This window comes from Acinetobacter sp. FY683, assembly GCF_059515885.1.
In genome coordinates this window covers 16035-42562 of sequence record NZ_JCAKNA010000023.1, presented here as the reverse complement: position 1 = coordinate 42562, position 26528 = coordinate 16035, and the positions used below count along the sequence as shown (strand labels likewise).

At 38.7% G+C, this 26528-nt stretch carries 22 protein-coding genes, 1 pseudogene and 1 riboswitch; of the genes and pseudogenes, 19 read left to right on the top strand and 4 right to left on the bottom strand.

The genetic code is table 11. The annotated features are described in order from the left end of the window. The coding region (locus tag AC5YDH_RS11570) for an autotransporter outer membrane beta-barrel domain-containing protein (RefSeq protein ID WP_496119670.1) at positions 1-563 on the top strand (563 nt) is incomplete at its 5' end. A 90-nt stretch (positions 564-653) separates the two neighbouring features. Here AC5YDH_RS11570 and AC5YDH_RS11565 read toward each other — a convergent pair. Continuing rightward, entirely contained in the window at positions 654-899 is a 246-nt protein-coding gene (locus AC5YDH_RS11565; protein WP_496119668.1) for a hypothetical protein, read from the bottom strand. Between the two features lie 281 nt (positions 900-1180). Then, positions 1181-1348 (bottom strand): annotated as a pseudogene (locus AC5YDH_RS11560) (DUF3565 domain-containing protein); the annotation flags it as partial. A gap of 108 nt (positions 1349-1456) precedes the next feature. On the opposite strand from AC5YDH_RS11560, the gene gshB reads away from it, so the two are divergent. The 9 genes from gshB to lpxC all read left to right on the top strand — a co-directional run bounded on the left by gshB (position 1457) and on the right by lpxC (position 11938). Next, complete coding sequence (gshB, locus tag AC5YDH_RS11555) at positions 1457-2401, top strand: glutathione synthase (RefSeq protein ID WP_496119666.1); 945 nt, start codon at positions 1457-1459, stop codon at positions 2399-2401. Between the two features lie 21 nt (positions 2402-2422). After that, a complete protein-coding gene (locus tag AC5YDH_RS11550; protein ID WP_496119664.1) occupies positions 2423-3535 on the top strand; it encodes a phytanoyl-CoA dioxygenase family protein in 1113 nt (370 codons plus the stop codon). Between the two features lie 294 nt (positions 3536-3829). Continuing rightward, positions 3830-4927, top strand: coding sequence for an undecaprenyldiphospho-muramoylpentapeptide beta-N-acetylglucosaminyltransferase (gene murG / locus AC5YDH_RS11545; protein ID WP_496119662.1), 1098 nt, complete (start codon positions 3830-3832; stop codon positions 4925-4927). A gap of 12 nt (positions 4928-4939) precedes the next feature. After that, positions 4940-6388, top strand: a complete 1449-nt coding sequence (gene murC, locus AC5YDH_RS11540; RefSeq protein ID WP_496119661.1) for a UDP-N-acetylmuramate--L-alanine ligase — start codon at positions 4940-4942, stop codon at positions 6386-6388. A 56-nt stretch (positions 6389-6444) separates the two neighbouring features. Next, complete coding sequence (locus AC5YDH_RS11535; RefSeq protein WP_496119659.1) at positions 6445-7374, top strand: D-alanine--D-alanine ligase; 930 nt, start codon at positions 6445-6447, stop codon at positions 7372-7374. 3 nt (positions 7375-7377) lie between these two features. Then, positions 7378-8232 (top strand): cell division protein FtsQ/DivIB, encoded by an 855-nt coding sequence (locus AC5YDH_RS11530; RefSeq protein WP_496119657.1) that lies wholly within the window; start codon positions 7378-7380, stop codon positions 8230-8232. Between the two features lie 69 nt (positions 8233-8301). Then, positions 8302-9564, top strand: a complete 1263-nt coding sequence (gene ftsA, locus AC5YDH_RS11525; RefSeq protein ID WP_496119655.1) for a cell division protein FtsA — start codon at positions 8302-8304, stop codon at positions 9562-9564. Positions 9565-9722: 158 nt separating this feature from the next. Then, positions 9723-10910: a cell division protein FtsZ gene (ftsZ, locus tag AC5YDH_RS11520; protein ID WP_496119653.1), complete on the top strand. Its 1188-nt coding sequence runs from the start codon at positions 9723-9725 to the stop codon at positions 10908-10910. 125 nt (positions 10911-11035) lie between these two features. Next, entirely contained in the window at positions 11036-11938 is a 903-nt protein-coding gene (lpxC, locus tag AC5YDH_RS11515; protein ID WP_496119652.1) for a UDP-3-O-acyl-N-acetylglucosamine deacetylase, read from the top strand. Positions 11939-12034: 96 nt separating this feature from the next. On the opposite strand, the gene AC5YDH_RS11510 is transcribed toward lpxC, so the two are convergent. Then, positions 12035-12475, bottom strand: a complete 441-nt coding sequence (locus AC5YDH_RS11510) for a DUF721 domain-containing protein (protein WP_496119650.1) — start codon at positions 12473-12475, stop codon at positions 12035-12037. A 104-nt stretch (positions 12476-12579) separates the two neighbouring features. Between AC5YDH_RS11510 and AC5YDH_RS11505 the strand changes: the two genes are divergently transcribed. From AC5YDH_RS11505 to recJ, 9 genes are all read left to right on the top strand, one after another. After that, entirely contained in the window at positions 12580-13260 is a 681-nt protein-coding gene (locus AC5YDH_RS11505) for a M23 family metallopeptidase (RefSeq protein ID WP_496119648.1), read from the top strand. A 261-nt stretch (positions 13261-13521) separates the two neighbouring features. Continuing rightward, complete coding sequence (aceE, locus tag AC5YDH_RS11500; protein ID WP_496119646.1) at positions 13522-16221, top strand: pyruvate dehydrogenase (acetyl-transferring), homodimeric type; 2700 nt, start codon at positions 13522-13524, stop codon at positions 16219-16221. A 2-nt stretch (positions 16222-16223) separates the two neighbouring features. Continuing rightward, complete coding sequence (locus tag AC5YDH_RS11495) at positions 16224-18128, top strand: 2-oxo acid dehydrogenase subunit E2 (protein ID WP_496119644.1); 1905 nt, start codon at positions 16224-16226, stop codon at positions 18126-18128. A gap of 86 nt (positions 18129-18214) precedes the next feature. Further along, a riboswitch (yybP-ykoY riboswitch) is annotated at positions 18215-18338 on the top strand. 89 nt (positions 18339-18427) lie between these two features. Then, the gene (locus AC5YDH_RS11490) at positions 18428-19006 is read left to right on the top strand and encodes a TMEM165/GDT1 family protein (protein ID WP_496119642.1); all 579 of its coding nucleotides are present in this window, start codon (positions 18428-18430) and stop codon (positions 19004-19006) included. A gap of 182 nt (positions 19007-19188) precedes the next feature. Continuing rightward, positions 19189-19989, top strand: a complete 801-nt coding sequence (locus AC5YDH_RS11485; protein ID WP_496119640.1) for an oxygen-binding di-iron domain-containing protein — start codon at positions 19189-19191, stop codon at positions 19987-19989. Between the two features lie 307 nt (positions 19990-20296). After that, positions 20297-21763, top strand: a complete 1467-nt coding sequence (gene guaB / locus AC5YDH_RS11480) for an IMP dehydrogenase (protein ID WP_496119638.1) — start codon at positions 20297-20299, stop codon at positions 21761-21763. Positions 21764-21879: 116 nt separating this feature from the next. Beyond that, a complete protein-coding gene (gene glmM / locus AC5YDH_RS11475; protein ID WP_496119636.1) occupies positions 21880-23211 on the top strand; it encodes a phosphoglucosamine mutase in 1332 nt (443 codons plus the stop codon). Positions 23212-23219: 8 nt separating this feature from the next. Then, entirely contained in the window at positions 23220-23876 is a 657-nt protein-coding gene (pdxH, locus tag AC5YDH_RS11470; RefSeq protein WP_496119634.1) for a pyridoxamine 5'-phosphate oxidase, read from the top strand. After that, positions 23877-25580, top strand: a complete 1704-nt coding sequence (recJ, locus tag AC5YDH_RS11465; protein ID WP_496119632.1) for a single-stranded-DNA-specific exonuclease RecJ — start codon at positions 23877-23879, stop codon at positions 25578-25580. Between the two features lie 79 nt (positions 25581-25659). Here recJ and AC5YDH_RS11460 read toward each other — a convergent pair whose 3' ends face one another. Beyond that, positions 25660-26436, bottom strand: a complete 777-nt coding sequence (locus AC5YDH_RS11460) for a putative porin (protein WP_496119630.1) — start codon at positions 26434-26436, stop codon at positions 25660-25662. Positions 26437-26528 lie beyond the last annotated feature (92 nt).

The following is a 26528-nucleotide window of genomic DNA, read 5'->3' as shown; positions in this document are numbered from 1 at the left end:
CAGTTGAAAAACGTGGTGCTTATATTGATTCATGGGTACTTTGGAATAAATTCAATAATAAAATCGATACACCAGACCAAAACCAATATAAATACAATTCATCTGGTGTAACAGCATCCATTGAGGTGGGTGGTGATTATCTCATTAATAAAAATGGGAAGAAAAATTGGTGGGTACAACCCCAAAGCCAAGTGATTTATCAAGGTGTACACGCTCATAATTTCAAAGATGCGCAAGGTGTTGATGTTTATCATGGGAAAGATAATGTACAAGCACGTATGGGTGTTAAAACCTATTTAAATATTCCAACCAATGGAAATACATTAACAAGCTACCGTCCATATATTGCTTTGAACTATATTCACAATACCAATCCTTACTCTGTTGTAATTGATGGTATTCGTTATGAAAATGAAGGTTCAAAAAGCCAAGGAGAGTTTAAAGTAGGTGTTGAAGGAAATACGACTAAAAACAGTCAAGTTTGGTTAAATGCCTCGTATACCACAGGTAGTCATAATAATGAATCTTATCAAGGTAATATAGGATGGAAGTACAATTTCTAAGCAAGATATCGAATAAAAAAATAGGATCTCACATGAGGTCTTATTTTTTATGGATTTACCATAACCCCCCTTATGCAAAACCTAATTTATCTACGTATACAACTTATAAAATCGATACTCGGGAAAAATTAATCCAATTATAAAAAGAATGGTGAATCCTATCCATGTAAATAAAGCCATTGCACGTAATTGTTCGGTATTCCAGGCTTCAGGGTTGCCATTAAAGAAAAAGATACTTTTCCATCCCTTAATTGCATCTGCGCCACCCCATGAAAGAATCCATTTACAAGTTAAGCTAATGAAAATATATAAACAAATCCAAACAGGTGTAGACATAATTTTTAAATTTTGATTTCTTATAAGTGAATAAAATATAACATTATTATTTTAATAGTTGAATTAATCATCGCATAATTTACATTCCAACATTCCAACATTCCAACATTCCAACATTCCAACATTCCAACATTCCAACATTCCAACATTCCAACATTCCAACATTCCAACATTCCAACATTCCAACATTCCAACATTCCAACATTCCAACATTCCAACATTCCAACATTCCAACATTCCAACATTCCAACATTCCAACATTCCAACATTCCAACATTCCAACATTCCAACATTACACCTAATTTCTCCTGCCGTCCTTGTTCTGTTAACACCCAAGGGTGGTTTTGCCATGGTGGCGTATGACGTACGTGCTGATTATGCCCACAAGCAAGCTTTGCAATCCAATGTTGCTCATTATCTAAATAAAAACCAATAATTGCTTGTGGCATCAACACATCCTCAACATAAAAGAATAAAAAGGATTACGGAAATTCAGAAAAAGAAATTAAGAATCTCCGTTATACTCTGAAGCAGATCATTTTTAAAAGAGCAGAAATATGCGCGTACTTGTTGTGATGGATCCCATCGAAAATGTAAATCTAAAAAAAGACTCATCTATGGCAATGCTTTGGGCAGCAGCTCGACGTGGTCATGAACTAGGTTATGCATTACAACAAGATTTATATATTGATCAAGGCAAAGCATTTGGTCTTATTTCGCCTTTAAAAGTATTTGAAGATTACAATAATTACTATGAACTTGGCGAAAAACAAAAAGAATCTATCGCCGCGTACGATGTTGTACTGATGCGTAAAGATCCACCGTTCGACATGAACTTTGTGTATACCACATATATTTTAGAACAAGCAGAACGTGAAGGCGCTTGGATTATTAACAAACCACAAAGCTTACGTGACTGTAACGAAAAACTGTTTGCTACACAGTTCCCAGAACTTCAAGTTCCAACACTTGTAACGTCACAGCAAAGTTTAATTCGCGAATTTATTGCAGAACATAAAGATGTGATTGTAAAACCACTTGATGGTATGGGTGGAACAGGTATTTTCCGTTTAACTATAGATGGTGCAAATACAGGTTCTACACTAGAAATGCTCACAGAAATGGGTCAACAACCTATTATGGCGCAGCGTTATATTCCTGAAATTGTAGATGGTGATAAACGCATTCTTATGGTGAATGGTGAGCCTGTACCTTACTGCTTAGCGCGTATTCCACAAAATGGTGAAACACGTGGTAACTTGGCAGCAGGTGGTCGTGGTGAAGCGCGTCCACTCACTGAAAATGACAAAGCAATTGCGGCAAAAGTCGGTTCATTCTTAAAAGAAAAAGGTTTGGTATTTGTTGGTTTAGATGTGATTGGTAACTATGTGACAGAAATTAATGTAACAAGCCCAACCTGTATTCGCGAAATCGACACGCAATTTGGAACTTCTATTGCAGATGATTTGTTTGATGTTTTAGAAGCTGGTTTAGCCAAGTAACTTAAAAATTGAGAGCATGTCGTGTTATCTACACTTAAAAAAGTATGGACATATCCCAACAAGAAAACAGTCCTACAAGAATTAAAAAAAATAGCAAAAGCAAATCCGAAAAAGTTTGTGGTAGATGCCACAACACTTTTCGGCTTTGCGAAAAGCTTTGAGTCACATTCAATTATTGGCAATAAAACATTCAATGAATTGGGGTTGCATCGTTTTCGGGTGGAACAAGCATCTAAACTTGCTCAAAAAAGACGACAAAAACTTGCAAAATCACTCACTCAAGATGAGGTAGAGCAGTTTCAAAAAAATGGTTTTATTTTAAAAGAAAACTTTTTACCTGAAGATGATTTCGCTCGACTGTCCCAAGAGTTATTAGAAACGCCTCTAGAGACACGTGAAACCTTACAAGGAGATACGGTAACTCGAAGAATGTCTTTAGATGGTGATGCCTTAAAACAATTGCCTACAACAGAAAAATTATTGAATGATTTACGTTGGCAGGAACTTCTGAATTATGTAGCAAGTTCTAAAGTTCAACCCATGTATTATGTGCAAGTTATTTTGTCACAGGTTAGAAAATCGCGCCCCGACCCGCAAACAAGCTTACATAGCGATACTTTTCATTCAAGTGTAAAAGCATGGTTATTTTTAACCGATGTTACAGAAGATGAAGGACCTTTTGTTTATGTGCCAGGTTCGCATGTTGTCAATGAAAAAAGACTCGCTTGGGAACATTTGCAATCTATTCAAATGAATGAGCAATCGAATGCACTTAGCCGTAGAGGGTCTTTACAAATTCATCCAAATGAATTGGAAAATTTGGGATATGGGCAACCACAAGCTTTCGCAGTAAAGAAAAATACTTTGGTTGTTGCAGATACTTATGGCTTTCATGCACGAGGAGCAAGTGTTCGACCATCAACACGTATTGAATTGTGGGGATATGGTCGTCGTAGTCCATTCTTGCCTTGGGTTGGTTTAAATGTATTTTCTATTCCATTTGTTAAGCAGCATTTAATTCCATGGTATTGGACAGGTTTAGATTATTTGGAGCAAAAATACCAACGAAAAAACCCGTGGCGAAAAGTTGGGAAATTGAAAGCTACAACTCCTGCTGTAATGACAAGCAAATAAATTTAATTTAACCAAAAAGTACAAAAGAGCAAATAAAATTATTTTTATTCTGCTATTAAAAATAGGGTGGGGGGAGTGCATATTTTTACAAAAAAGGTGATCAATTCTCTAAAAATAAGAGAATTTGTATAGATTCATAATAAATCTAGTTTAAACTTCAATAACTGTAGAAAAAAACGATAAAATGCTGAGTGAAAAAAAGTAAATTAACTTTCACGTACTATGCGTTTGTGATTACAATTGATAGCTTATAACGAATTTTCATTAGCCCTTATTAAGTTGAAGAATTAGACCGTGACCAACGCACAGAAAAAACAGCCTAAACATGTCATGATGATGGCAGCAGGTACGGGTGGACATGTTTTCCCTGCACTAGCCGTTGCGAAAGAACTTCAGCAGCAAGGTGTTGAAGTGTCTTGGTTGGCAACACCGTCAGGGATGGAAAATCGACTATTAAAAAATCAAAATATTCCAATTTATCAAATTGATATTCAGGGTGTTCGTGGTAATGGTTTGCTACGAAAGTTAGCCGCCCCTTTTAAAATTTTAAAAGCAACATTAAGCGCTATGCGTTATATGAAACAGCTGAATGTAGACGCTGTAGCTGGTTTTGGGGGGTATGTTGCAGGGCCTGGTGGTTTGGCTGCACGTGCTTTAGGTATTCCTGTCATTATTCATGAGCAAAATGCGGTAGCGGGTTTTACTAATACGCAATTATCTCGTGTAGCGAAAACTGTTTGTCAGGCATTTCCAAATACATTTCCTGAAACTCATAAAATTAAGACAACAGGTAATCCTGTTCGTAAAGAAATCACCGAAATTTTAAATCCGAGTTGGCGTTATCAAGAGCGTGAAAAAGCGGGCGAGCCATTACGTATATTAATTGTGGGTGGTTCACTTGGTGCACAAGCTTTGAATGAGCGCGTACCTGCTGCTTTAAAGCAGCTAGATGTTCCTTTGAGTGTGTTCCATCAATGTGGTCAAAACCAAGTGGAAAAAACACAAGAAGGTTATATAGGTAAGTCAGATCAATTGCATGTTGAAGTTCAGCCTTTCATTGAAGATATGGCAAAAGCTTATAGCGATGCAGATTTAATTATTTGCCGTGCAGGTGCTTTAACGGTAACTGAAATTGCAACAGCAGGTGTGGCTGCAGTCTTTGTTCCATTACCATCTGCGGTAGATGATCACCAAACAGCGAATGCAAAGTTTCTTGCAAATAGCGGTGCAGCAAAAATTTGCCCACAAGCAACGCTTACACCAGATAGTTTAAAAGATATTTTAGCTCCGTTGATGAATCGCCAATTGTTGTCTGAAATGGCATCAAAAGCACGTCAGCAAGCTCAACCAGATGCAACCCAACAAGTGGTTCGTTTAATTCAAGAATTGTAATCCGAGAAAAATATGTCCCTAACTACACCAGCTGATCAAGCTAAAAAGTTAATTAAAGTGCCTGAAATGCGCCGTATTAAACACATTCATTTTGTGGGTATTGGTGGTGCAGGGATGTGCGGTATAGCCGAAGTTTTAAAGAACCAAGGCTATAAAGTATCGGGTTCAGATATTAAAGCATCTAAAACGACTGCTCAGCTTGAAGAAAATGGTATTAAAGTTTTCATTGGTCACGCAGCTGAAAATATTGAAGGTGCGAACGTTATTGTGGTTTCAACTGCAATTGATCAGGAAAACCCTGAAATTAAAACAGCAATTGAAGGTCGTATTCCAGTTGTTCGCCGTGCAGAAATGCTTGGTGAGCTGATGCGTTACCGTCATGGTATTGCTGTTGCAGGTACACATGGTAAAACAACAACCACAAGTTTAGTAACGTGTATGTTGGCTGAAGAAAACCTTGATCCAACGTATGTGATTGGTGGTTTGCTTAACCGTACAGGTGTAAATGCTGCATTGGGTGCGAGTCGTTATATCGTTGCTGAAGCAGATGAGTCAGATGCATCGTTCTTGCATTTACAGCCAATGGCAACCATTGTGACGAATATTGATGCTGATCACATGGATACTTACGGTGGTAGCTTCGATGTACTGAAAGATACATTTATTCAATTTTTACAAAAGCTTCCATTCTACGGTTTAGCTGTTGTATGTGGTGATGATGCGAATATTCGTGAAATTATGCCACGCATTGGACGTCCGTTATTAACGTATGGTTTCAATGAAGACAATGATATTCGTGCGGTAGATGTTGAACAAGATGGTATGCGCTCTCACTTTACCGTTTTGCGTAAAGACCGCGAGCCATTACGTGTAACAATTAATATGCCGGGTGCACACAATATTCTAAATTCATTGGCGGCAATTGGTATTGCAACAGATGAAGGTGTTTCTGATGGTGCGATTTGCCGTGCATTAGAAGGCTTTAGTGGTGTTGGGCGTCGTTTCCAAGTTCAAGGTGAGTTTGAGCTAGATGGTGGCAACGTGAAATTAGTAGATGACTATGGTCATCATCCTAAAGAAGTTGAAGCAACGATTAAAGCAGCACGTGCAAGTCATCCAAATCGTCGTTTAGTGATGATGTTCCAACCACATCGTTTTAGCCGTACACGCGATTGTTTTGATGATTTTGTAGATGTTCTTTCACAAGTAGATCAACTTCTATTGCTTGAAGTGTATTCGGCAGGTGAAAAGCCAATTGTAGGTGCAGATAGTCGTTCATTGGCACGTAGTATTCGTTTACGTGGTGAAGTTGAACCAACGTTAATTGATCCTGTAGAAGGGAATATTCAAAATGTGATGAAAAATGTACTCAAAGCAGGCGACTTGTTATTGACGCAAGGTGCAGGTAATGTTGGTGCAATTTCAATCGAACTTGTACAAAATAACTTATATTTAAAATAATCTCGGATTGAGATTTAAATTCGGTTAAGTGATTTATAAAGTTTAAGGATAACAACGTGTCAAATGCTTTGAAGTTCGGCAAAGTTGCCGTTTTATTGGGTGGGAAATCTGCTGAACGTGCAGTTTCTTTGGACAGTGGCAATGCTGTTTTGGAAGCATTACTTCGTTCAGGCGTAAATGCTGAAGGCTTCGATCCACAAGAACGCAGTGTGACTGAGTTGGTAAATTACGATCGTGCCTTTGTTGTGTTACATGGTCGTGGTGGTGAGGATGGTCAAATCCAAGGTGCACTAGAATGGCTTGGCTTGCCGTATACAGGTACGGGTGTTCAAGGTTCAGCTATTGGCATGGATAAAGTAAAAACCAAGCAAATTTGGCAAGGTTCCGAACTTCCAACCGCACCTTATCGCATTGTGACTAAAGATTCTGATTTACAAGAAATTGTAGACTCTATTGGCTTGCCATTTATTATTAAACCAGTACATGAAGGTTCAAGTATTGGCATGAGCAAAGTCGAAAAAATGGAAGACTTTGCAGAGGCTATTGCAAAAGCAACACAGCATGATGCGGTTGTTATGGCTGAAAAATGGATTACAGGTCGTGAATTTACGATTGTGATTTTAAATGGTCAAGCACTTCCAGTGATTCGTTTAGAACCGCCTAAAGATGTCGCATTTTACGACTACGAAGCTAAGTATAATCGTAACGATGTTCAGTACGGTATTCCTTGCGGCTTAACAGAGTCTGAAGAAAAACAATTGCAAACGTTATGTTTACGTGCATTCCAAGCTGTTGGTGCAAGCGGTTGGGGGCGTATTGATGCAATGCAAGATGAACAAGGTAATTTCTGGTTGCTTGAAGTCAATACTGTTCCGGGTATGACAAGCCACTCGCTTGTTCCAAAAGCAGCTCAAGCAATTGGTCATAGTTTTGATGAATTATGTGTTTTGATTCTTGAGCAAACACTGGCGGAAGTGACACACTAAATTATGGCTCAATTACCAGCTTCTACACGTCGTAAGAAAGCAGCAATTACGTCAATACATGATAAGCCTAAAACTTGGAAGGATAAGCTTTCAAACATTGGTGGGTGGCTCATGTTGTGTGTTGCTGTTATAGTTTTAGTTGTTGGTATTTTTGGGCTATATAAAGTTATAACAGATGGGCAGGTTGCACAGCTTAATGTTGTGGGTACAAACTCTGAGTTAGAAAAAAAGCAAGTCGATAGTTATGTATCACCTGTTGTGAAAAGTAATTACTTCACATCAGACTTACGTGAAATTAGAGATAAGACGCTTGAATTGTCTTGGGTAGATCGAGTGGTGGTATCTCGATTATGGCCAAACTCAATTCGAGTTCGTGTTATGCCTAAACAAGCGATTGCACGTTGGGGAACGGGTCGATTACTAAGTGATAGTGGTGATGTATTTACAGAGGTTACTGTAAAAAATCATCAAAACTTACCGCTTTTGCATGGACCATCGCATCAGTCTAAAATGATGATGCGTCGTTATAATGAAATTAATCAGTTATTTTTACCAGCAGGTATGAGATTAAAAGAATTATATCTGACAGATCGCATGACATGGTTTATGCAGTTTGATTCTGGATTACGTGTTATTGTTGATCAAGATCGAATGATGAGCAAATTGCAAAAATTGAGTTATTTGGCTCAAAATGATTTGAAGCCAGTGTGGGGTAAAATTTCTGCGATCGATTTAAGATACAGAAATGGTTTGGCAGTTCAATGGAAAAATTCAGTTGCACCTCAAATTGCAAATGGACATTTTGTTGTAACGAATAGTGACATAAACATTGCGGGCGAAGTAGCTGCGAAGCCATAATTAATAGGCTTTTATATATAGGCGTTTTGCCAAAAATTAAACATACACAAGTGATGGTAGTATTAAATAATGAATGAAGCTGTTCCCTCGGTTGTTGCGATAGACATTGGGACACACAAAGTTTCAGTTTTGATTGGTAAGGTACATGCGCCGGATAACATCCAGGTCATAGGGATGGCAACCGCTCGTAACCGAGGCATGAATAAAGGGAAAATTGTAAGTCTCGACAAAGTTGTTACAGCAATTAAAAATGCCGTACAAGAAGCAGAAGATATGGCTGAATGTCGTATTCACTCTGCTTGGATTTCTATTCCAAGTGCAGAGCTGAAAAGCTATTATGCTGCTGGTCGTACGCCAATTGATAACCATGATCATACAATTACTACAAGTGAAGTTGTGCGTGCTTTAGATTTAGCCAAAGCAAGCCATTTAACTTCAGATCATTATTTAGTTAGTGCTGTTCCTTTAGGTTTCGATTTAGATGATGCAGGAGAATGGGTACAAAATCCTATTCGTATGTCAGCACACAGCATGACAGCACATTATCAATTGATGATGATGCCAATAAGCATTATGCAAAATTTGGATCGTGCCTTAAAAGGTGCCAATATTTTTGTAGAAAAAATGGTGGTTTCAAACCTTGCAACAGCAGAAGCATCATTATTAAAAGATGAAAAAGAATATGGTGTGTGCTTAGTTGATATTGGTGCAGGAACAACAAATTTAGCGGTCTATTTAGATGGTCGTTTAGCATTAGCGCATACATTACAACGTGGCGGTGAAAACGTAACACGTGATATTGCGGCAGTATTGCAAACATCTACTGAAGAAGCAGAGCGTATTAAGTTGCTATATGGTTGTGTTGATCTAAGTGTGGTAAAGCCAGATCACATGATTCAAATACAAGGTATTGATGGTCCACAAACGATTAGTCGTATTGAACTGGCTGAAATTATTATTGCTCGATATGAAGAAATTTTTGCTCAAATTCGTCATGAGTTAGAAAAAAGTGGTGCAATCCATGGTCTTTATCATGGTGTTGTATTGGCAGGTGATGCGTGTCAAATTGAAGGCATGGTGAGTTTTGCTCGCAGAATATTAGGCGTTTCAGCTCATTTGGGGAATCCTCCTGTTGAGGTTACAGCCGATGACCAACATTTAGCATCATTACGTCGTTCACAATACATTACGGCAGCAGGCTTGCTCATGTATAGTCAGACTTATGCGCAAGATACAATTGTTGAACCTGAAGATACGAACGAGCTTTCTATGTGGGGACGTGTAGGAAGAGCGTGGTCAGGCTTAAATGAGAAGTTAAAATCAATTTTTTAGTTGAGTTTTTAGGGAATATTGTTAGGAAGTTGTATACAGAATAGCGAGCACTTGACAAGCTAAGCATTGAACAGCATCCTAAAAACAATTTTTATTAAGATCAAGGCAGTATACGGGCTTAAGTCGCTGCCAATTATGAATTAGGAAATCTAAAGATCATGGCATCATTTGAATTTTTTGAAGATGATCAAGCTGATAATAACGGTCAAGCCCGCTTCACTGTGTTTGGTGTGGGTGGTGCTGGCGGTAATGCTGTACAGCATATGCTTGAGTCAGATATTCAGGGCGTAAAATTTGTTTGTGCAAATACAGACAAACAAGCCTTGGATCGTATGAATTCACAATTTAAAATTCAGCTTGGTGAACAAAGCACACGTGGTTTAGGTGCTGGGGCAAATCCACAAGTAGGTCAAGCTGCAGCAGAAGAAAGTCGTGAGCTTATTCGTCAGCAACTTGAAGGCACCGATATGGTGTTTGTAACTGCTGGTATGGGTGGTGGTACTGGTACAGGTGCTGCGCCAGTAGTTGCTGAAATTGCGAAAGAAATGGGTATTTTGACTGTTGGTGTTGTGACAACACCATTCAATTTTGAAGGTAAACGCCGTCTGCAATCTGCGGAAAAAGGAATTGAAGCTTTAGAGCAACATGTTGATTCTCTAATTATTATTCCAAACCAGCGCTTGCTTAAAGTTTTCCGTGATATTTCAATGAAAGATGCTTATAAAAAAGCAGATGATGTATTGTTAAATGCGGTACGTAGTATTTTTGATTTGGTGGTTCGTCCAGGGCATATCAACCTTGACTTTGCCGATTTGAAAACAGCAATGAGCACTCGTGGTTATGCAATGATGGGTGTGGGTTCTGGTCGTGGAGAAACACGTGCACGCCAAGCAGCTGAACAAGCAATCCGCAGTCCATTGCTAGATAACGTAACAATTATGAATGCCAAAGGCATTTTAATTAACGTAACGGGTGGTGATGACGTAACATTTGGTGAAATTGAAGAAATTACCGATGTTGTGAACCAAATTGCCGATTTAGATGAAGGTCAAGTTTTCTACGGTACTGTCTTCGATCCAGATGCGCGTGATGAAATTAGCGTAACTGTTATTGCTACAGGCTTAACACGCAACTCAGCAGATTCAGTTGAACCTGTAAAACGTTCAGTTGCTCAAACACAAGTATCTTCATCAAATGTTGTTTCAGCAGATGAAGATGATGTGCCTGCAATTCAACGCCAGAACAATGAAACATCAACTTCTGCCAATACTTCAGGCGTTGCGGGCTCTGCTCGACCGACACCAATGAGTATTCAGGAATACCTTAAAAATCAACAGCATAAGTAGTATTTGTTGCTTTTTTTGATGGTTGTTTAAAACAAAAAGGTAGCTAAAATGCTACCTTTTTGTTTTTTAAAAAAGACTAAATATGCTAACGTATAGCTGTTTGATATATAGATGAATAGAGAAGCATGTTGAAACAACGTACCTTACAACGTGTCGTGAAAGCGAGCGGTATTGGTTTACATAGTGGGCAAAAAGTATTGATTAACTTTGTGCCTCACCATGCCGATGGGGGTATTGTTTTTCGTCGTGTTGATTTAAATCCGCCTGTAGATATTTCTGCTGATGCAATGCTGATTCAAGAAGCATTTATGTGTTCTAACTTGGTTCAAGAAAATGCCAAAGTGGGAACCATTGAACATGTGATGAGTGCAATTGCTGGTTTAGGAATTGATAATTTAATTATTGAAGTATCTGCATCAGAAGTACCAATTATGGATGGTAGTGCAGGTCCGTTTATTTACTTGCTTATGCAAGGTGGATTAAAAGAACTAGAAGCTCCGAAAAAATTTATTAAAATTTTAAAGCCGGTCGAAGCTCTTATTGATGATAAACGTGCAATTTTCAATCCACATGAAGGCTTTCAACTAAACTTCACGATTGATTTCGATCATCCTGCATTTAAAAAAGAATACCAGTCTGCAACCATTGATTTTTCTACAGAAACTTTTGTGTATGAAGTCAGTGGTGCACGTACATTTGGTTTTATGAAGGATTTAGATTATCTAAAAGCAAATAATCTTGCTTTAGGTGCAAGTCTTGAAAATGCTATTGGTGTAGATGATGATGGTGTGGTGAATGAAGAAGGTCTACGTTTTTCTGATGAATTTGTTCGCCATAAAATTTTAGATGCTGTGGGTGATTTATATTTATTAGGTCATCAAGTTATTGCGAAATTTGATGGTTATAAGTCTGGTCATGCACTTAATAACCAACTTCTTCGCAATGTTCAAAGTGATCCAACAAGCTATGAAATTGTAACATTTGATGACGAAGATGAATGCCCAATTCGCTATGTAAGTGTGATCTAACGCATTGTCTTTATGAGAAATGTTATAATATAATGATTTTTTCGTGATTTATTTCACATTATTTTACGCTAATTTGTTAAAAAATATTCAAACACGTTATTTTTTATTACTTGCCAAACGTAACAAAGCTTGGCTAAGCTTAGGGTCAGTTACAAAGTCTGCTGCGCTTTTGAGCATTTCTTGAGTTTCAGCATTAAGAGCTTTGGGCTGTACTTCAGTTTTTTGGGGTGTTTGGGGTTCTACTCTTAATCGGACATAAATTTTTTGTAAATCATGAAGTCCGTCAAGTTGTGAAAGCTGAGCAATATATTGTTTCTGCAAGTATGCAAGTTGACTAATCATGGCTTGATTGAGTCCGGTAATTGTCAAAATACCATTTTGGTAACAGGCTACATGCCATTGTTCTGGTTGTGGTAATAAGGGTTGAATTAATTTTGTAAGTTTCTGCCATGCAGATACTTGTTGAGAGAGAAACGTTAAGTTTCCTGTTTTTGAGTGTTTTCTGGTTTGCTGAAAGACATTAACAGGTTCAGACATACATTATTCCTTCATGATTATGTCTTATGTTATGCGCATTTTTCGGTAGATATCAAGGATGAGATTACCAAGAAGCTTTGAGTAAAACAGTTTATGAGGTTTTTATGCATTTAAAACGTATTGTGTTAGCTTTTTCAGTAGCTGTTTCTGCTGCTTCTTTAGCATTTGCAGATTTAGTTCAGATCAATGCTTCACAAAATGGTTCGCAAGATCGTTTAGAACAACTCACTCGTACCTTGGCCCAAGGTGCTTATACAGAGTCGGAAGATCTTGATATCCCTGCTAATACTCAAATTTCAGTAAAGCTTCGTGAAAAGTCAGTTGAATTAAATAATAGTTCGATTGCTAAAAAATATAATTCAACACCTACATATTCTTCAACAGCATACTCTTGGTTGGTAACGCATCCTCTTCCAGATATGAAACGTGTAAGTTCAGATTTTGGTGGTCGTACAATGGGTGGCCGTGCTGAAAATCACTCAGGTTTAGATTTATCTGCAGCATCAGGTACTCCAATTTATGCAACAGGGCCTGGAATTGTAACCAAGTCAGGTTGGGGTACAGGTTATGGTCAGTATGTTGAAATTAACCACGGTAATGGTTATTTAACACGCTATGCACACGCTTCTCGTTTAATTGCCCGTGTTGGTGAGCGAGTAAAAGCAGGTGAGCATATTGCTGATGTAGGTTGTACAGGTCGTTGTACTGGTCCTCATTTACATTACGAAGTTGTAAAAGATGGTCAACGTAAAAATCCATCTACATATTTAGCGATGTTGCCATAAGAAGGAAAATGGTAATTTGAATGAGCCCGCATAAAGCTCATCAACAAGCTTAATATATTAAACTATCATCAAATTTTGATAGTTGTGTTTAAAAAACCGCCATTCTTGGCGGTTTTTTGTTGTTTTACGTAACGAAAGGTCAATGGGTATTTATTTATTAAATATTAGACCAAAACCGTATTCATCTAGAGCGATATCTGAGCTAGGCAAAAGTGTGATACATATATGGGTATAAGATTAAGCATACAGAATAGGTGAAATATGGCGTTTTATGGCGATACAGATGCGCAAGAAACCCAAGAGTGGCAGGATGCGTTTGACTCTGTAATACAACACATGGGCACAGAGCGTGGTGCATTCTTGCTTGAAAAGCTATATCAACGCGCGATTGCTAAGCATGTTCCCATTCAGCGACTAAATACTCCTTACTTAAATACAATTTCAGTAGAAGAGCAACCAGCTATGCCTGGCGATCAAGATATGGAGCGTCGTATTCGCGCACTTGTTCGTTGGAATGCACTTGCAATGGTTCTTCGTGCGAACAAAACAGGTGATGATTTAGGTGGTCACTTAGCAAGTTTTGCATCATCTGCAACTTTGTACGATGTTGGTTTTAACCATTTCTTCCGCGCTAATAACGATAATTTTGGCGGTGATATGATTTATTACCAAGGGCATTGTGCTCCTGGTATTTATGCACGTTCATTTCTTGAAGGTCGTTTGACTGAAGAACATTTAAATAACTTCCGCCGTGAAGTTGACGGTATTGGTATCCCAAGTTATCCGCATCCATATTTAATGCCAGATTACTGGCAGTTCCCTACAGTATCTATGGGGCTTGGTCCAATCATGTCGATTTACCAAGCACATATCCAAAAATACTTAATGAACCGCGGTTTGATTAAAGAAGAAAATCGTAAGGTTTGGGCGTATTTGGGTGATGGTGAAATGGATGAGCCAGAAAGTACTGGTGCTATTTCACTTGCAGGTCGTGAAAAACTAGACAATCTAATTTGGGTTGTAAACTGTAATTTACAACGTCTTGATGGCCCTGTGCGTGGTAACGGTAAAATTATTCAAGAACTTGAATCGTTATTCCGTGGCGCAGGTTGGCGCGTTATTAAAGTAGTTTGGGGACGTCATTGGGATCCACTGCTTGCAAAAGATGAAACTGGCGCATTAAAAGCGGTAATGGAAGAAGCGGTTGATGGTGAATATCAGCGTTACCAAGTAAAAGGTGGTGCATATACACGTGAAAAATTCTTCGGTAAATACCCTGAAGCGGCAGAACTAGTAAAAGATTTAAGCGATGAAGATATTGATAATCTAAATCGTGGTGGTCATGACCCGTATAAAGTATTTGCAGCTTATGCAGAAGCATGTACAGCAAAAGGTCAACCAACTGTAATTCTTGCGAAAACAGTAAAAGGTTATGGCTTATCTGAAGAAATTGAAGCGGTAAACAAAACGCACCAAATTAAAAAGATGCAGATTGAGTCTTTAAAATACGTACGTGACCGCTTTAACTTACCAATTAGCGATGATGAATTGGTTGATGTACCTTTCTACCGTCCAAGCGAAAACTCGCCTGAACTTAAATATATGAAAGCTCGTCGTGAAGCATTAGGTGGTTACTTACCTGCTCGTCGTAAAGAAAGTGAAGTATTAGCGATTCCTGAGTTATCTGTATTTGATGCAGTGTTAAAAGGTTCTCAAGGTAAAGAGCAATCGACAACTATGGTCATGGTTCGCTTGATTTCAGCATTGTTGAAAGAAAAAGCAATTAAAGATCGTGTTGTTCCAATTGTACCTGATGAAGCGCGTACTTTTGGTTTAGAAGGGATGTTCCGTCAGCTAGGTATTTATGCTGCTCACGGTCAAAAATACACACCAGAAGACCAAGAACAGCTAATGCATTACCGTGAAGCTAAAGATGGTCACATGCTTCAAGAAGGTATTAACGAAGCGGGTGCAATGAGTGCTTGGGCGGCATTGGCAACAAGTTATTCAACAAATAACTTACCAATGATTCCAATGTACATGTATTACTCAATGTTTGGTTTCCAACGTATTGGTGATATTGCATGGGCTGCGGCAGATTCACAAGCTCAAGGCTTCTTATTGGGTGCTACGGCAGGTCGTACAACACTAAATGGTGAAGGCTTACAACATCAAGATGGTCACTCGCATATTCTTGCAAACACCATTCCAAACTGTGTGTCTTATGACCCGTGCTTTGGTTATGAATTAGCTGTCATTGTGCATGATGGCTTACAGCGTATGTATGTGAATCAAGAGCGTATTTTCTATTACTTAACAGTAATGAATGAAAATTACGAGCATCCTGAAATGCCACAAGGTGTTGAAGAAGGTATCAAACGTGGTTTGTACTTACTTGAAGAAGATACAAAAGCAACTGTTCAGCTTATGGGTTCAGGTGTAATCCTCCGTGAAGTGATTAAAGCTGCACAAATTTTACGTGATGAATACCAAATCCATTCAAATGTTTGGAGCGCAACAAGCTTTAACGAGTTGGCGCGTGATGGTATGGTGGTAGAAGAATACAACCGTTTACATCCAATGTCTGAAGCGAAAGAATCTTGGGTGTCTCAGCAACTTCGCGGTACTAAAGGTATTGTTGTTTCTGCAACTGACCATATGCGTGCATATAGTGAACAAATCCGTGGATATTTACCAGATAACCGTCCATTCGTTGCTTTAGGTACAGATGGTTATGGTCGTTCAGATTCACGTGCTAAGTTGCGTAGTTACTTTGGTGTAGATGCCGCACATATCGTTGTTGCTACATTGAAGAAATTGGCTGATGAAGGCGAAGTGGATGCACGTTTAGTAAAAGATGCAATTTCTACATTTGAGCTTGATACAGATCGTCCAGTTGCTTGGGCACCACAAGCACATGCAGAAGTACAAGCTGTTGCTGACTATAAAGAGGAGAACTAATCATGCAAATTATGACTCCTGATATTGGTGTAGATAAAGCAACGGTCGCAGAAATTTTAGTAAAAGTAGGCGATACCATTGCAGTTGATGACAGCATTGTTTTACTAGAGTCAGATAAAGCATCTGTTGAGGTGCCTAGCACTTCAGCAGGTGTAGTAAAAAGCATTCTTGTAAATCAAGGTGATGCAGTTGCTGAAGGTGCTGTATTAATTGAACTTGAAGCAGAAGGACAAACTGCAGCGCCTGCTGTAGAAGTTAAAGCTGAACCTGTTGCTGAAGTAAAAGAGACAGTTGTTGAAGCTGCTCCTGTGACTGCATCTGTTGCAACAACATCGCAAGTCGTTGATGTTCAAGTACCTGATATTGGTGTTGAAAAGGCCATTGTTGGGGAGGTGTTAGTAAAAGTAGGTGATAGCATTGCCGTAGATGACAGCATTGTGGTGGTTGAGTCTGATAAAGCAACTGTCGAAGTGCCAAGTACTGTTGCTGGTATTGTTGAATCTATTTCTATTCAAGTTGGTGACAGCGTGAAAGAAGGCGTTGTGATTCTTCAAGTGAAAACAGAAAGTGCTGCACCTGTAGCATCAGCAGCAACTGCACAAGCAACGCCTGCACCTGTTGCACCAGCAGCAATTCCTGCTGGTGATGTAGAAGTTGCTGTACCAGATTTAGGTGTAGATAAAGCTGCTGTTGCTGAAGTACTTGTTGCTGTTGGTGATAAAGTTGAAAAAGACCAAAGCATTATTGTTGTTGAATCTGATAAAGCGACTGTAGAAGTACCAAGTACGGTTTCTGGCGTGATTAAAGCAATTCACGTAGAGCTAGGTCAAAACGTGTCAGAAGGTATTGCTTTGGTGACTATTGCTGCTGAAGGTCAAGCTGCTGCTCCTGTTCAAGCGATACCTAAAGTAGAGGCACCGAAAGCGGTAGCACCAGCCCCAATTGCTACACCAACAACGCATTCAGCAGACAAACTGACAAAAGAACAAAACGTAGCAAATGCAAAAGTTTATGCAGGTCCTGCGGTTCGTAAATTAGCACGTGAATTGGGGGTTGTACTTGCAGAAGTAAAAGCATCTGGTCCACATGCGCGTTTAATGAAAGAAGACTTGTTTGCTTATGTGAAAACGCGTTTAACTACGCCACAAGCTGCACCTGCTACAGCAGTAGCACAATCATCAGGTTTACCAAAACTGCCAAGTTTTGATGCCTTTGGTGGTGTGGAAGAGAAAGTATTGACACGCTTGCAACAAGTGTCTATTCCTCAGTTGTCATTAAACAACTACATTCCACAAGTGACACAGTTTGATCTTGCTGATATTACAGAGCTTGAAGCTTGGCGTAATGATCTTAAAGGTAACTTTAAGAAAGAAGGCATTAGTTTAACAATTATGGCTTTCATCATTAAAGCTGTTGCTCATCTTCTTAAAGAAGAGCGTGAGTTTGCAGGTCACTTGTCTGATGATGGTAAGTCTGTACTTTTACGTAATGAAATTCACATGGGTATTGCTGTAGCAACGCCAGATGGTTTAACAGTTCCTGTGTTGCGTAATCCAGATCAAAAATCAATTAAACAAATTGCTGTTGAATTGGGTGTGTTAGGTCAAAAAGCACGTGATAAGAAACTTTCTCCGAAAGATCTTCAAGGTGCAAACTTCACCATTTCAAGTTTAGGTGCAATTGGTGGTACAGCATTTACACCACTTGTTAACTGGCCTCAAGTTGCAATCTTAGGTATTTCACCTGCGACAATGCAACCTGTATGGAATGGTCAAGGTTTTGATCCGAAACTTATGTTGCCATTGTCATTGTCATACGATCACCGTGTAATTAACGGTGCTGATGCTGCTCGCTTTACTAATAAGTTAACTAAGTTGTTAAAAGATATTCGTACTTTATTAATTTAATTGAATTAATTTAAGTGCGATAAGACCCTGCTTCGGCAGGGTTTTTTTGTGAAATTTGAAAAACGATGAAAATTTGAGTATAATGGCGTTACTTCATTGGGGAGTAGCCGCTGTTCGAAAAGAACAGGTGATGATCAACATATTTGCTCTAAAGCGAGCATGGTCATCATAGCAAAAAACCAAATGAGCTTCTTAAAGCTTTCTTTTGTTGGCAAGACCTTTGATTTACCACTCTGCACATATGGCTAGCAGGAGGGGTGAGTCATTGGTATATGTTATGCTAGCCAGAGAAAGACATCATGTTATCTGCTTTTTTCATTTCTTTAGCTGTTGTTGCCCTGTCTGAAATGGGTGATAAAACACAGCTGCTTGCATTACTTCTTGCCGCACGATTCCGTAAACCAGCTCCAATTCTATTCGCAATTTTTCTAGCAACTGTTGTAAACCATGGTGTTTCAGCTGTGTTGGGTCAATGGATTACCACAGTATTAAGCCCAACTGTATTGTTATGGATAGTATCGCTAGGTTTCATTGGTATGGCGATTTGGATGTTAATTCCAGATGAATTAGGTGATGAGTCGGAAAGTATTAACAAATGGCAAAAATACGGTGTATTTGGTGCGACCTTTGTTTTGTTCTTCCTTGCAGAAATTGGCGATAAAACTCAAATTGCGACTGTTGCTTTAGCTGCACGTTTTGACAGTATTGGTTGGGTAACATTAGGTACAACTTTGGGTATTATGCTTGTGAATGCACCTGCTGTATTCATTGGTAATAAGATGGCAGAGAAGCTTCCAATTTCCTTAATTCATAAAATTGGCGCATTAGTTTTCTTGGTTATTGGTGTTGCAGCATTGGCACAACATTATTTTTTCTAAAAATATACCGAAAAACAAAAAAACCTGAGTTTTTAGCTCGGGTTTTTTTGTGACTTGATACTCAAATAATTGATATTATTAAAAATATTTAAAGCATATTCATTGTAAGTTTCACTAATTAAATATATGTTATCTGTACATAGAAATACGCTTTTAAAAATTAGAAATTTTGGGGATTCGGTATGGCATTTGACCGCACTACATCGCAAGTATTATTTGATAATGGGTCACATAAATGTATTAGCTTTACCAGTTTGGTTAAAGGTGAGGGTGTGCAGGCCAACCAATTCTTAATTATTGATAACGAACGAGCTGCAGTACTCGATCCAGGTGGCGACTTGACCTATGTTCCATTGACTATGGAATTGAATAAATATACACGTCTTGCGAATTTAGATTTGGTGATGGCATCGCATCAAGATCCAGATATTATTACTTCTATGCCTCGTTGGTTGGTCTATACCGACGCAAAAGTTGTTGCATCTAAATTATGGGCACGCTTTTTACCACACTTGAATTCGGCATTTATGAGTGACCGAATGAAAGGAAGTTGGTTGGAGCGCTTAATTGAATTGCCAGATCAAGGTCAAAAAATTGAATTAGGTAATTCTTCAATTATTGCCGTTCCTGCACATTTTTTACATTCTGTGGGTAATTTCCAGTTTTATGATCCAATCTCAAAAATTTTATTTTCAGGAGATATGGGTGCATCAATGGTTGAAGATGCAGGTATTCCATTAGATAACTTTGAAGACCACATTCCGAAAATGAAAGGTTTTCATCAGCGCTATATGTGCAATAACAAGGTGATTCGTCTTTGGGTGCAAATGGTACGTACTATGGATGTGGAAAGCATTGTTCCACAGCACGGAACACCATTTATGGGTAAAGAGCAGGTAAACCAATTCCTCGACTGGATTGAAACACTTGAATGTGGAACAGACTTAATGGATGAGCGTGTTTTTACATGCCCAGAGTATTAATCAGTTTAAATGACTCATCGCTCTATAGCATTTAGATATAAATTCTAAGATGTATGGAAAGCGTACATTTATAGACGCGAGTTAGACTGTTAAGTTGGTATCAGTCAATAATAAGGAAGAAAAGAGAAGTTTTCTTCCTTATTATTTTAATCAGGTCATTATGAGTAAAATTATATTTAAATAAGTAATTGAGTTTTATTAAAATAAAATAAAATTTCAGAGTAAAAATAAATAATTGATAATAATAAATGAAATTTACATCCAAATTTGTTTATAATAGCGCACGGAAATTACCAGTGAGACTGTTATGCTGACCATCGTTCAAGAAGCGCTAACCTTCGATGATGTCTTGTTACTCCCTGCCTACTCAACTGTCCTCCCAAAAGATGTCTCTCTAAAGACACGTTTAACACGCGGAATTAATCTTAATATCCCTCTCGTTTCTGCTGCAATGGATACAGTGACTGAATCACGTATGGCAATTGCTATGGCGCAGAATGGCGGTATTGGTATTCTGCATAAAAACATGGATATTGCTGCGCAAGCTGCTGAAGTACGCCGTGTGAAAAAATTTGAAGCGGGAATGGTGAAAGACCCTATTACCGTAACTCCCGAAACAACTGTTCGTGAGTTAATTGCAATTACTCAATCAAACAATATTAGCGGTGTACCTGTTGTAAAAGACGGTAAAGTCGTTGGTATTGTGACAGGTCGTGATACGCGTTTTGAAACTAACCTTGAACAACCAGTAAGCAACATTATGACTGGTCAAGATCGTTTAGTTACAGTTCGTGAAAACGAATCGAAAGAAAATATCCAAGCACTTCTTCAAAAAAATCGTATTGAAAAAGTGATTGTTGTTGGTGAAAATAATGAGCTTAAAGGCTTAATTACAGTAACTGACTTTAACAAAGCAGAACTTTATCCAAACAGCTGTAAAGATGATTTAGGTCGTTTACGTGTTGGTGCTGCAGTTGGTACAGGTGTTGAAACCCCAAGCCGTGTTGAAGCATTGGTTGAAGCTGGTGTAGATGCTATTGTTGTTGATACTGCACATGGTCACTCTGCTGGTGTAATTGAGCGTGTACGTTGGGTTAAAGCAAACTACCCACAAGTACAAGTGATTGGCGGTAACATCGCAACTGGTGATGCTGCTCTTGCATTATTAGATGCTGGTGCTGATGCTGTTAAAGTGGGTATTGGTCCTGGCTCAATCTGTACAACGCGTATTGTTGCTGGTATTGGTATGCCACAAATCTCTGCGATTGACAGCGTTGCAAATGCACTTAAAGATCAAATTCCATTAATCGCTGATGGCGGTATTCGCTTCTCTGGCGATATGGCAAAAGCGATTGGTGCGGGTGCAAGCACAATTATGGTTGGTTCACTTATGGCAGGTACTGAAGAAGCACCTGGTGAAGTTGAATTCTTCCAAGGTCGTTACTACAAAGCATACCGCGGTATGGGTTCTTTAGGTGCAATGGCGGGTGCGACAGGTTCTGCTGATCGTTATTTCCAAGACTCTAAAGCAGGTGCAGAGAAACTTGTTCCAGAAGGTATTGAAGGTCGTGTACCTTATAAAGGTCCAATGGGTAACATCGTTCATCAAATGATGGGTGGTTTACGCTCTTCTATGGGTTATACAGGTTCTTCTACAGTTGAAGATCTTCGTCAAAATGCAAAATTTGTGAAGATTACATCTGCGGGGATGTCTGAATCTCATGTACATGATGTGACTATTACGAAAGAAGCACCAAACTACCGCGTTGGTTAATTTTCGTAGTTTTCTCGCTAAAAAGCCGTCAGACTTATGACGGCTTTTTTGTTTTTGGTGTAAAGTAATTACTATAAATGTGATGATGAAGATCACCATCAAGAAGTGAGTAAAACATGAGTTATTTTGGTACCGATGGTATTCGAGGCAAATTTGGTGAATTACCAATTACACCTGAATTTGCTTTAAAGTTGGGTTTCGCAGCGGGTAAAGTATTAAAAAATTATAGTAAAAAAAATAAGCCAATTGTTGTACTTGGGAAAGATACACGACTATCGGGTTATATTTTAGAGGCAGCACTACAAGCCGGCTTAAATGCTGCGGGTGTATATGTTCATTTACTTGGTCCATTACCAACACCTGCAATTGCACACTTAACACGAGCGTTACATGCGAGTTTAGGAATTGTAATTTCAGCTTCGCATAATCCATATTTTGATAATGGGATTAAGTTTTTCTCAGGAGAAGGTAAAAAACTCCCTGATGAAATTCAAGAAGCGATTAATCGAGAATTAGAAAACGATATCTTCATCGAAGACACTGCAAACTTAGGTAAAAGTGTACGTGTTAAAGATGCCAATGGTCGCTATATCGAATTTTGTAAATCGACTTTTCCATACCATTTAGATTTAAATGATTTAACAATTGTTGTCGATTGTGCAAATGGAGCGGCGTATAACGTTGGTCCTTCTGTATTTCGTGAGCTTGGTGCAAAAGTAATCGCAATTCACAATGAACCAAATGGTCTAAATATTAATGAAGATTGTGGTTCTACGCATCCTGGAAGCTTGCAAAAAGCAGTGGTTGAAAATGCTGCTGACCTTGGAATTGCTTTCGATGGAGATGCTGACCGTGTCATTTTAGTGGATAAAAATGGCGAACAAATTACAGGTGACCATATCCTGTATATTTTGGCGACTCAAGCATCGAAAAAGCCAAAAGGTATTGTCGGTACACTTATGAGTAATATGGCATTGGAATTGGCTTTAGAAAAAGCAAGCATTCCATTGTTACGTGCCAAAGTGGGTGATCGTTATGTGCTACAAGGCTTGGAAGAAAATGGTTGGGTGACAGGTGGTGAGCCGTCAGGTCATATCCTTACTTTAGATAAAAGTACCACCGGTGATGCCATTATTGCTGCACTTCAGGTTTTAACTGTAATGGTTGAGCAAAATAAAGCACTGCATGAGTTAGTAGATGGATTTACTTTATTGCCAAACGTTTTAGTTAATGTACGTTTAGCGGCAATGTTCGATCCATATACAGTGCCTACATTGGTTGACGAATTTGCAAAAGCGGAAGAACAGCTTAAAGGTCGTGGTCGTCTTCTTATTCGTAAATCAGGAACTGAACCTGTAATTCGTGTCATGGTTGAAGGTGATGATTTAGCAGAAGTAACGACTTTGGCAAATCATTTAGCAGATGCTGTGCGTGCAAACGCTGCATAGGAATTGATATGAGTGATGTCATTAAAGATTTAAGTGAGCTACGTTTAAGTTACCAAAAAGGTGAATTACACGAAGCTCAAGTGAATGAAAATCCACATGAACAATTTTTAAATTGGTTTAATCATGCTTTAGAAGCTCAATTACATGAGCCCTATACAATGTCTTTAGCAACAGCAAGCAAACAAGGTCGTCCACATGTACGTACGGTTTTGTTACGTGGTGCAACTGAAGCGGGTTATGATTTTTATACCAACTATGACAGTCAAAAAGGCATCGATTTAGCTGAAAACCCATATGCGGAATTATTGTTTTATTGGCAAGAACAAGAGCGTCAAATTCGTGTGTCAGGGCGTGTGGTGAAAATTTCTGAAGAGGAATCGACAGCGTATTACCACAAGCGTCCGCGTGATAATCAAATTGCAGCGCATGTTAGTACGCCACAAAGTGGTGTGATTGCAAGTCGTGAAGAGCTGCAACAGCGGTTTCAAACCTTACATGATGAAGTTGAAGATAAAACCGAGTTGGCTAAACCAGAGTTTTGGGGCGGTTATCGTCTAGAGCCTGATTATTATGAGTTTTGGCAAGGTCGTCCAAATCGTTTACATGACCGCATCACTTATGAAAGAATCGATGGTAAATGGATTATCCAACGATTGATGCCTTAAATGTCTAAAACTCTAATTAAACAAAGACCATTTATTACACGCCCTGAAAATTTTCAGGGCGTGCCTAATTTTGTCGCTGAAATTTTGGCACGACGTGGTGTCGAGTCTGAACAAGAACTCGAATTAAAACTCAAACACTTACTTGCACCAACAATGAAGGGCTTAGATCAGGCGATTCAAATTATTGATGAGGCAATAGATCAACAGCAAAAAATTGTGATTGTGGGAGATTACGATGCTGATGGTGCAACTAGTACGGCATTGATGATACTTGCATTACAAGAAATGGGTGCAAACATCGAATATTTAGTACCTGATCGTTTTAAATATGGCTATGGTTTAACGCCTGCGATTGCAGATTTGGCTTATCAGACGTATCAGCCTGATCTTCTTATAACTGTAGATAATGGTATTTCCAGCCATGCAGGGGTAGAAAAAGCTCAAGCTCATGGTATGAAAGTGGTCATTACAGATCATCATTTAACGACTAAAGAAACACCGAAAGCTGAAGCTGTAGTTAATCCGAATCAATTAGGCTGCGACTTTCCAAGTAAAGCTTTGGCAGGGGTGGGCGTTGCATTTTATTTACTTGCGAACTTATCGAGCCATCGTGCAAAGCGTGCTAAATCAACCAGTAAAATAACGCAATATTTAGATTTAGTGGCGCTAGGTACATATGCCGATGTCGCAAGTTTGGACTATAACAATCGTATTTTGGTTGATGCGGGATTGAAGCGAATTCAGCAAAGTCAGTGTCGTTCAGGAATTAGTGCATTACTTGATATTGCAGGACGTGATCCCGCTTCTTTAAAAGCACAAGATTTAGGTTTTGTCTTAGGTCCTCGGATTAATGCAGCAGGACGTATGGAAACCATGGATATTGGTATTGAGTGTTTGCTCGCAACCGATATTCAGAAAGCCTATGAACTTGCAGGACAATTAAATGATCTAAATGTTGAACGTCGTCAGGTCGAAGGCAAAATTAAACAAGAAGCTTTACTTGAGCTAGAAAAATTAGAGTTAGATCAACAAAATTTACCAGCAGCTTTGGTGATGTTTGAAGAACATTGGCATCAAGGTGTGATTGGTATTGTTGCTGGGCGTTTAAAAGAACAATTCCATAGACCTGCTATTGTTTTTGCAGCCGATGAAGATGGTGTACATATTAAAGGCTCAGCTCGTTCAATTGATGGTATTCATATTCGAGATTCGATTGAATTGGTTGCAGAGCAATATCCACATTTAATCAGTCATTTTGGTGGGCATGCCGCAGCAGCAGGCTTAACGGTCAAAAAAGAACATTTTTCTGAATTTAAGTCCGTTTTTGAAAAACTTATCGTGAATATGGATGATGAGTTATTTCAAGCTGTACTTTGGACAGATGGTGTTTTAAAGGCAGATATCATTCAGCTAAATACGGTCGATTTACTACAAAATTTAGCACCGTGGGGGCAAAAATTCCCGCAACCTATTTTTGAAGGGCAGTTTAAATTAGTTGATTATCGATGGTTGAAAGATTCACATTTAAAGCTACGTCTAGGCTTGGAAAATGGGCAAGTGGTGGAAGCAATTTCTTTTAATGCCAAAGAAAAATATGATTTTAATCCAATGATTGATCATGTGAATTTAGTTTATGAATTAGAGAAGAATGTATTTAATGGCAATGTAAATTTACAGTTACGAGTTGTACACCTATTTCAATAATTCTCTAGATGTATGAATGTTGACGGGAAAAAAAGCCACTCAATTGAGTGGCTTTTTTAGGGAAGATATATTCAATGTTTTAGAAGCGGTATTTTGCACCAACGCTGTAAGTGTTGTAATCATTTATATCATTTTTAGCAAAACCTACACGACCCTCTAAACTTACATTTTCAGTCACAAATTTGCGTGCATTAATGCCCCATTCTTTGTTATCCAAAAAGTCTTGTTTTTGATAGTCTGCACCAACACTGAATGTCTTATCAATAAAGTAATCAGCAGCAACATGGTAATCTTTAATATCGCCAAATGTTGCGCCAGCTTCAATATTAATATCTTGACCATTTGATAATGCTGTTACGTATTTTGCACGTACACTTGGTGCAGTATGTGATTTGGCATCATTATCATAGCCTTTAACACCAGCGGCAACTAATAGACCTGGAGCTGGTAAATAACCAATTTCTGCTGAGTAAACAGTTGTGTCAAAATTTGAAGCGTGTTTCATTTTAATGTCTTGACGACCAATGTCACCGCTTAAATAGAAGTCTGAGTTTGGTACAAAGTATTCTACGCCAGCAGAATAGTTATGTAATTTTGCATCATCTACTTTGCTGTAGTTGTACTGAGCTTTAACATTACTTGCACGGTCTAAAAATGCTGCTTCTGCAAGTGGTGCATTACGTGTTTGTACTGGTTTAAAGTAAGCTGTTCCTTCTACACCATAAATACCTTGAGTGCTTGCATGATCGGGATCGATCACACCAGCTGTTACGCCCACTTCTGCTTGGTATGCGTTGGCTGTGCCAGCAACGGCCATAGTTGACAACAATGCTGAGGCGATTGCTAATTTTTTCATGGGGTCTACCTCTTGATTTATAGTTTCAATATACATTTTTTGTTACAGGTTCAGTCTAGGGCAAAAATATGAACGGTCAATCGAGATACCGT

Bases quoted from the DNA above. Each gene is read 5' to 3' on its own strand.
- AC5YDH_RS11565 (WP_496119668.1), bottom strand. From the start codon at position 899: ATGTCTACACCTGTTTGGATTTGTTTATATATTTTCATTAGCTTAACT.
- gshB (WP_496119666.1), top strand. From the start codon at position 1,457: ATGCGCGTACTTGTTGTGATGGATCCCATCGAAAATGTAAATCTAAAA.
- murC (WP_496119661.1), top strand. From the start codon at position 4,940: ATGTCCCTAACTACACCAGCTGATCAAGCTAAAAAGTTAATTAAAGTG.
- AC5YDH_RS11530 (WP_496119657.1), top strand. From the start codon at position 7,378: ATGGCTCAATTACCAGCTTCTACACGTCGTAAGAAAGCAGCAATTACG.
- ftsA (WP_496119655.1), top strand. From the start codon at position 8,302: ATGAATGAAGCTGTTCCCTCGGTTGTTGCGATAGACATTGGGACACAC.
- ftsZ (WP_496119653.1), top strand. From the start codon at position 9,723: ATGGCATCATTTGAATTTTTTGAAGATGATCAAGCTGATAATAACGGT.
- lpxC (WP_496119652.1), top strand. From the start codon at position 11,036: ATGTTGAAACAACGTACCTTACAACGTGTCGTGAAAGCGAGCGGTATT.
- AC5YDH_RS11510 (WP_496119650.1), bottom strand. From the start codon at position 12,475: ATGTCTGAACCTGTTAATGTCTTTCAGCAAACCAGAAAACACTCAAAA.
- AC5YDH_RS11505 (WP_496119648.1), top strand. From the start codon at position 12,580: ATGCATTTAAAACGTATTGTGTTAGCTTTTTCAGTAGCTGTTTCTGCT.
- aceE (WP_496119646.1), top strand. From the start codon at position 13,522: ATGGCGTTTTATGGCGATACAGATGCGCAAGAAACCCAAGAGTGGCAG.
- AC5YDH_RS11495 (WP_496119644.1), top strand. From the start codon at position 16,224: ATGCAAATTATGACTCCTGATATTGGTGTAGATAAAGCAACGGTCGCA.
- AC5YDH_RS11490 (WP_496119642.1), top strand. From the start codon at position 18,428: ATGTTATCTGCTTTTTTCATTTCTTTAGCTGTTGTTGCCCTGTCTGAA.
- AC5YDH_RS11485 (WP_496119640.1), top strand. From the start codon at position 19,189: ATGGCATTTGACCGCACTACATCGCAAGTATTATTTGATAATGGGTCA.
- guaB (WP_496119638.1), top strand. From the start codon at position 20,297: ATGCTGACCATCGTTCAAGAAGCGCTAACCTTCGATGATGTCTTGTTA.
- glmM (WP_496119636.1), top strand. From the start codon at position 21,880: ATGAGTTATTTTGGTACCGATGGTATTCGAGGCAAATTTGGTGAATTA.
- pdxH (WP_496119634.1), top strand. From the start codon at position 23,220: ATGAGTGATGTCATTAAAGATTTAAGTGAGCTACGTTTAAGTTACCAA.
- recJ (WP_496119632.1), top strand. From the start codon at position 23,877: ATGTCTAAAACTCTAATTAAACAAAGACCATTTATTACACGCCCTGAA.
- AC5YDH_RS11460 (WP_496119630.1), bottom strand. From the start codon at position 26,436: ATGAAAAAATTAGCAATCGCCTCAGCATTGTTGTCAACTATGGCCGTT.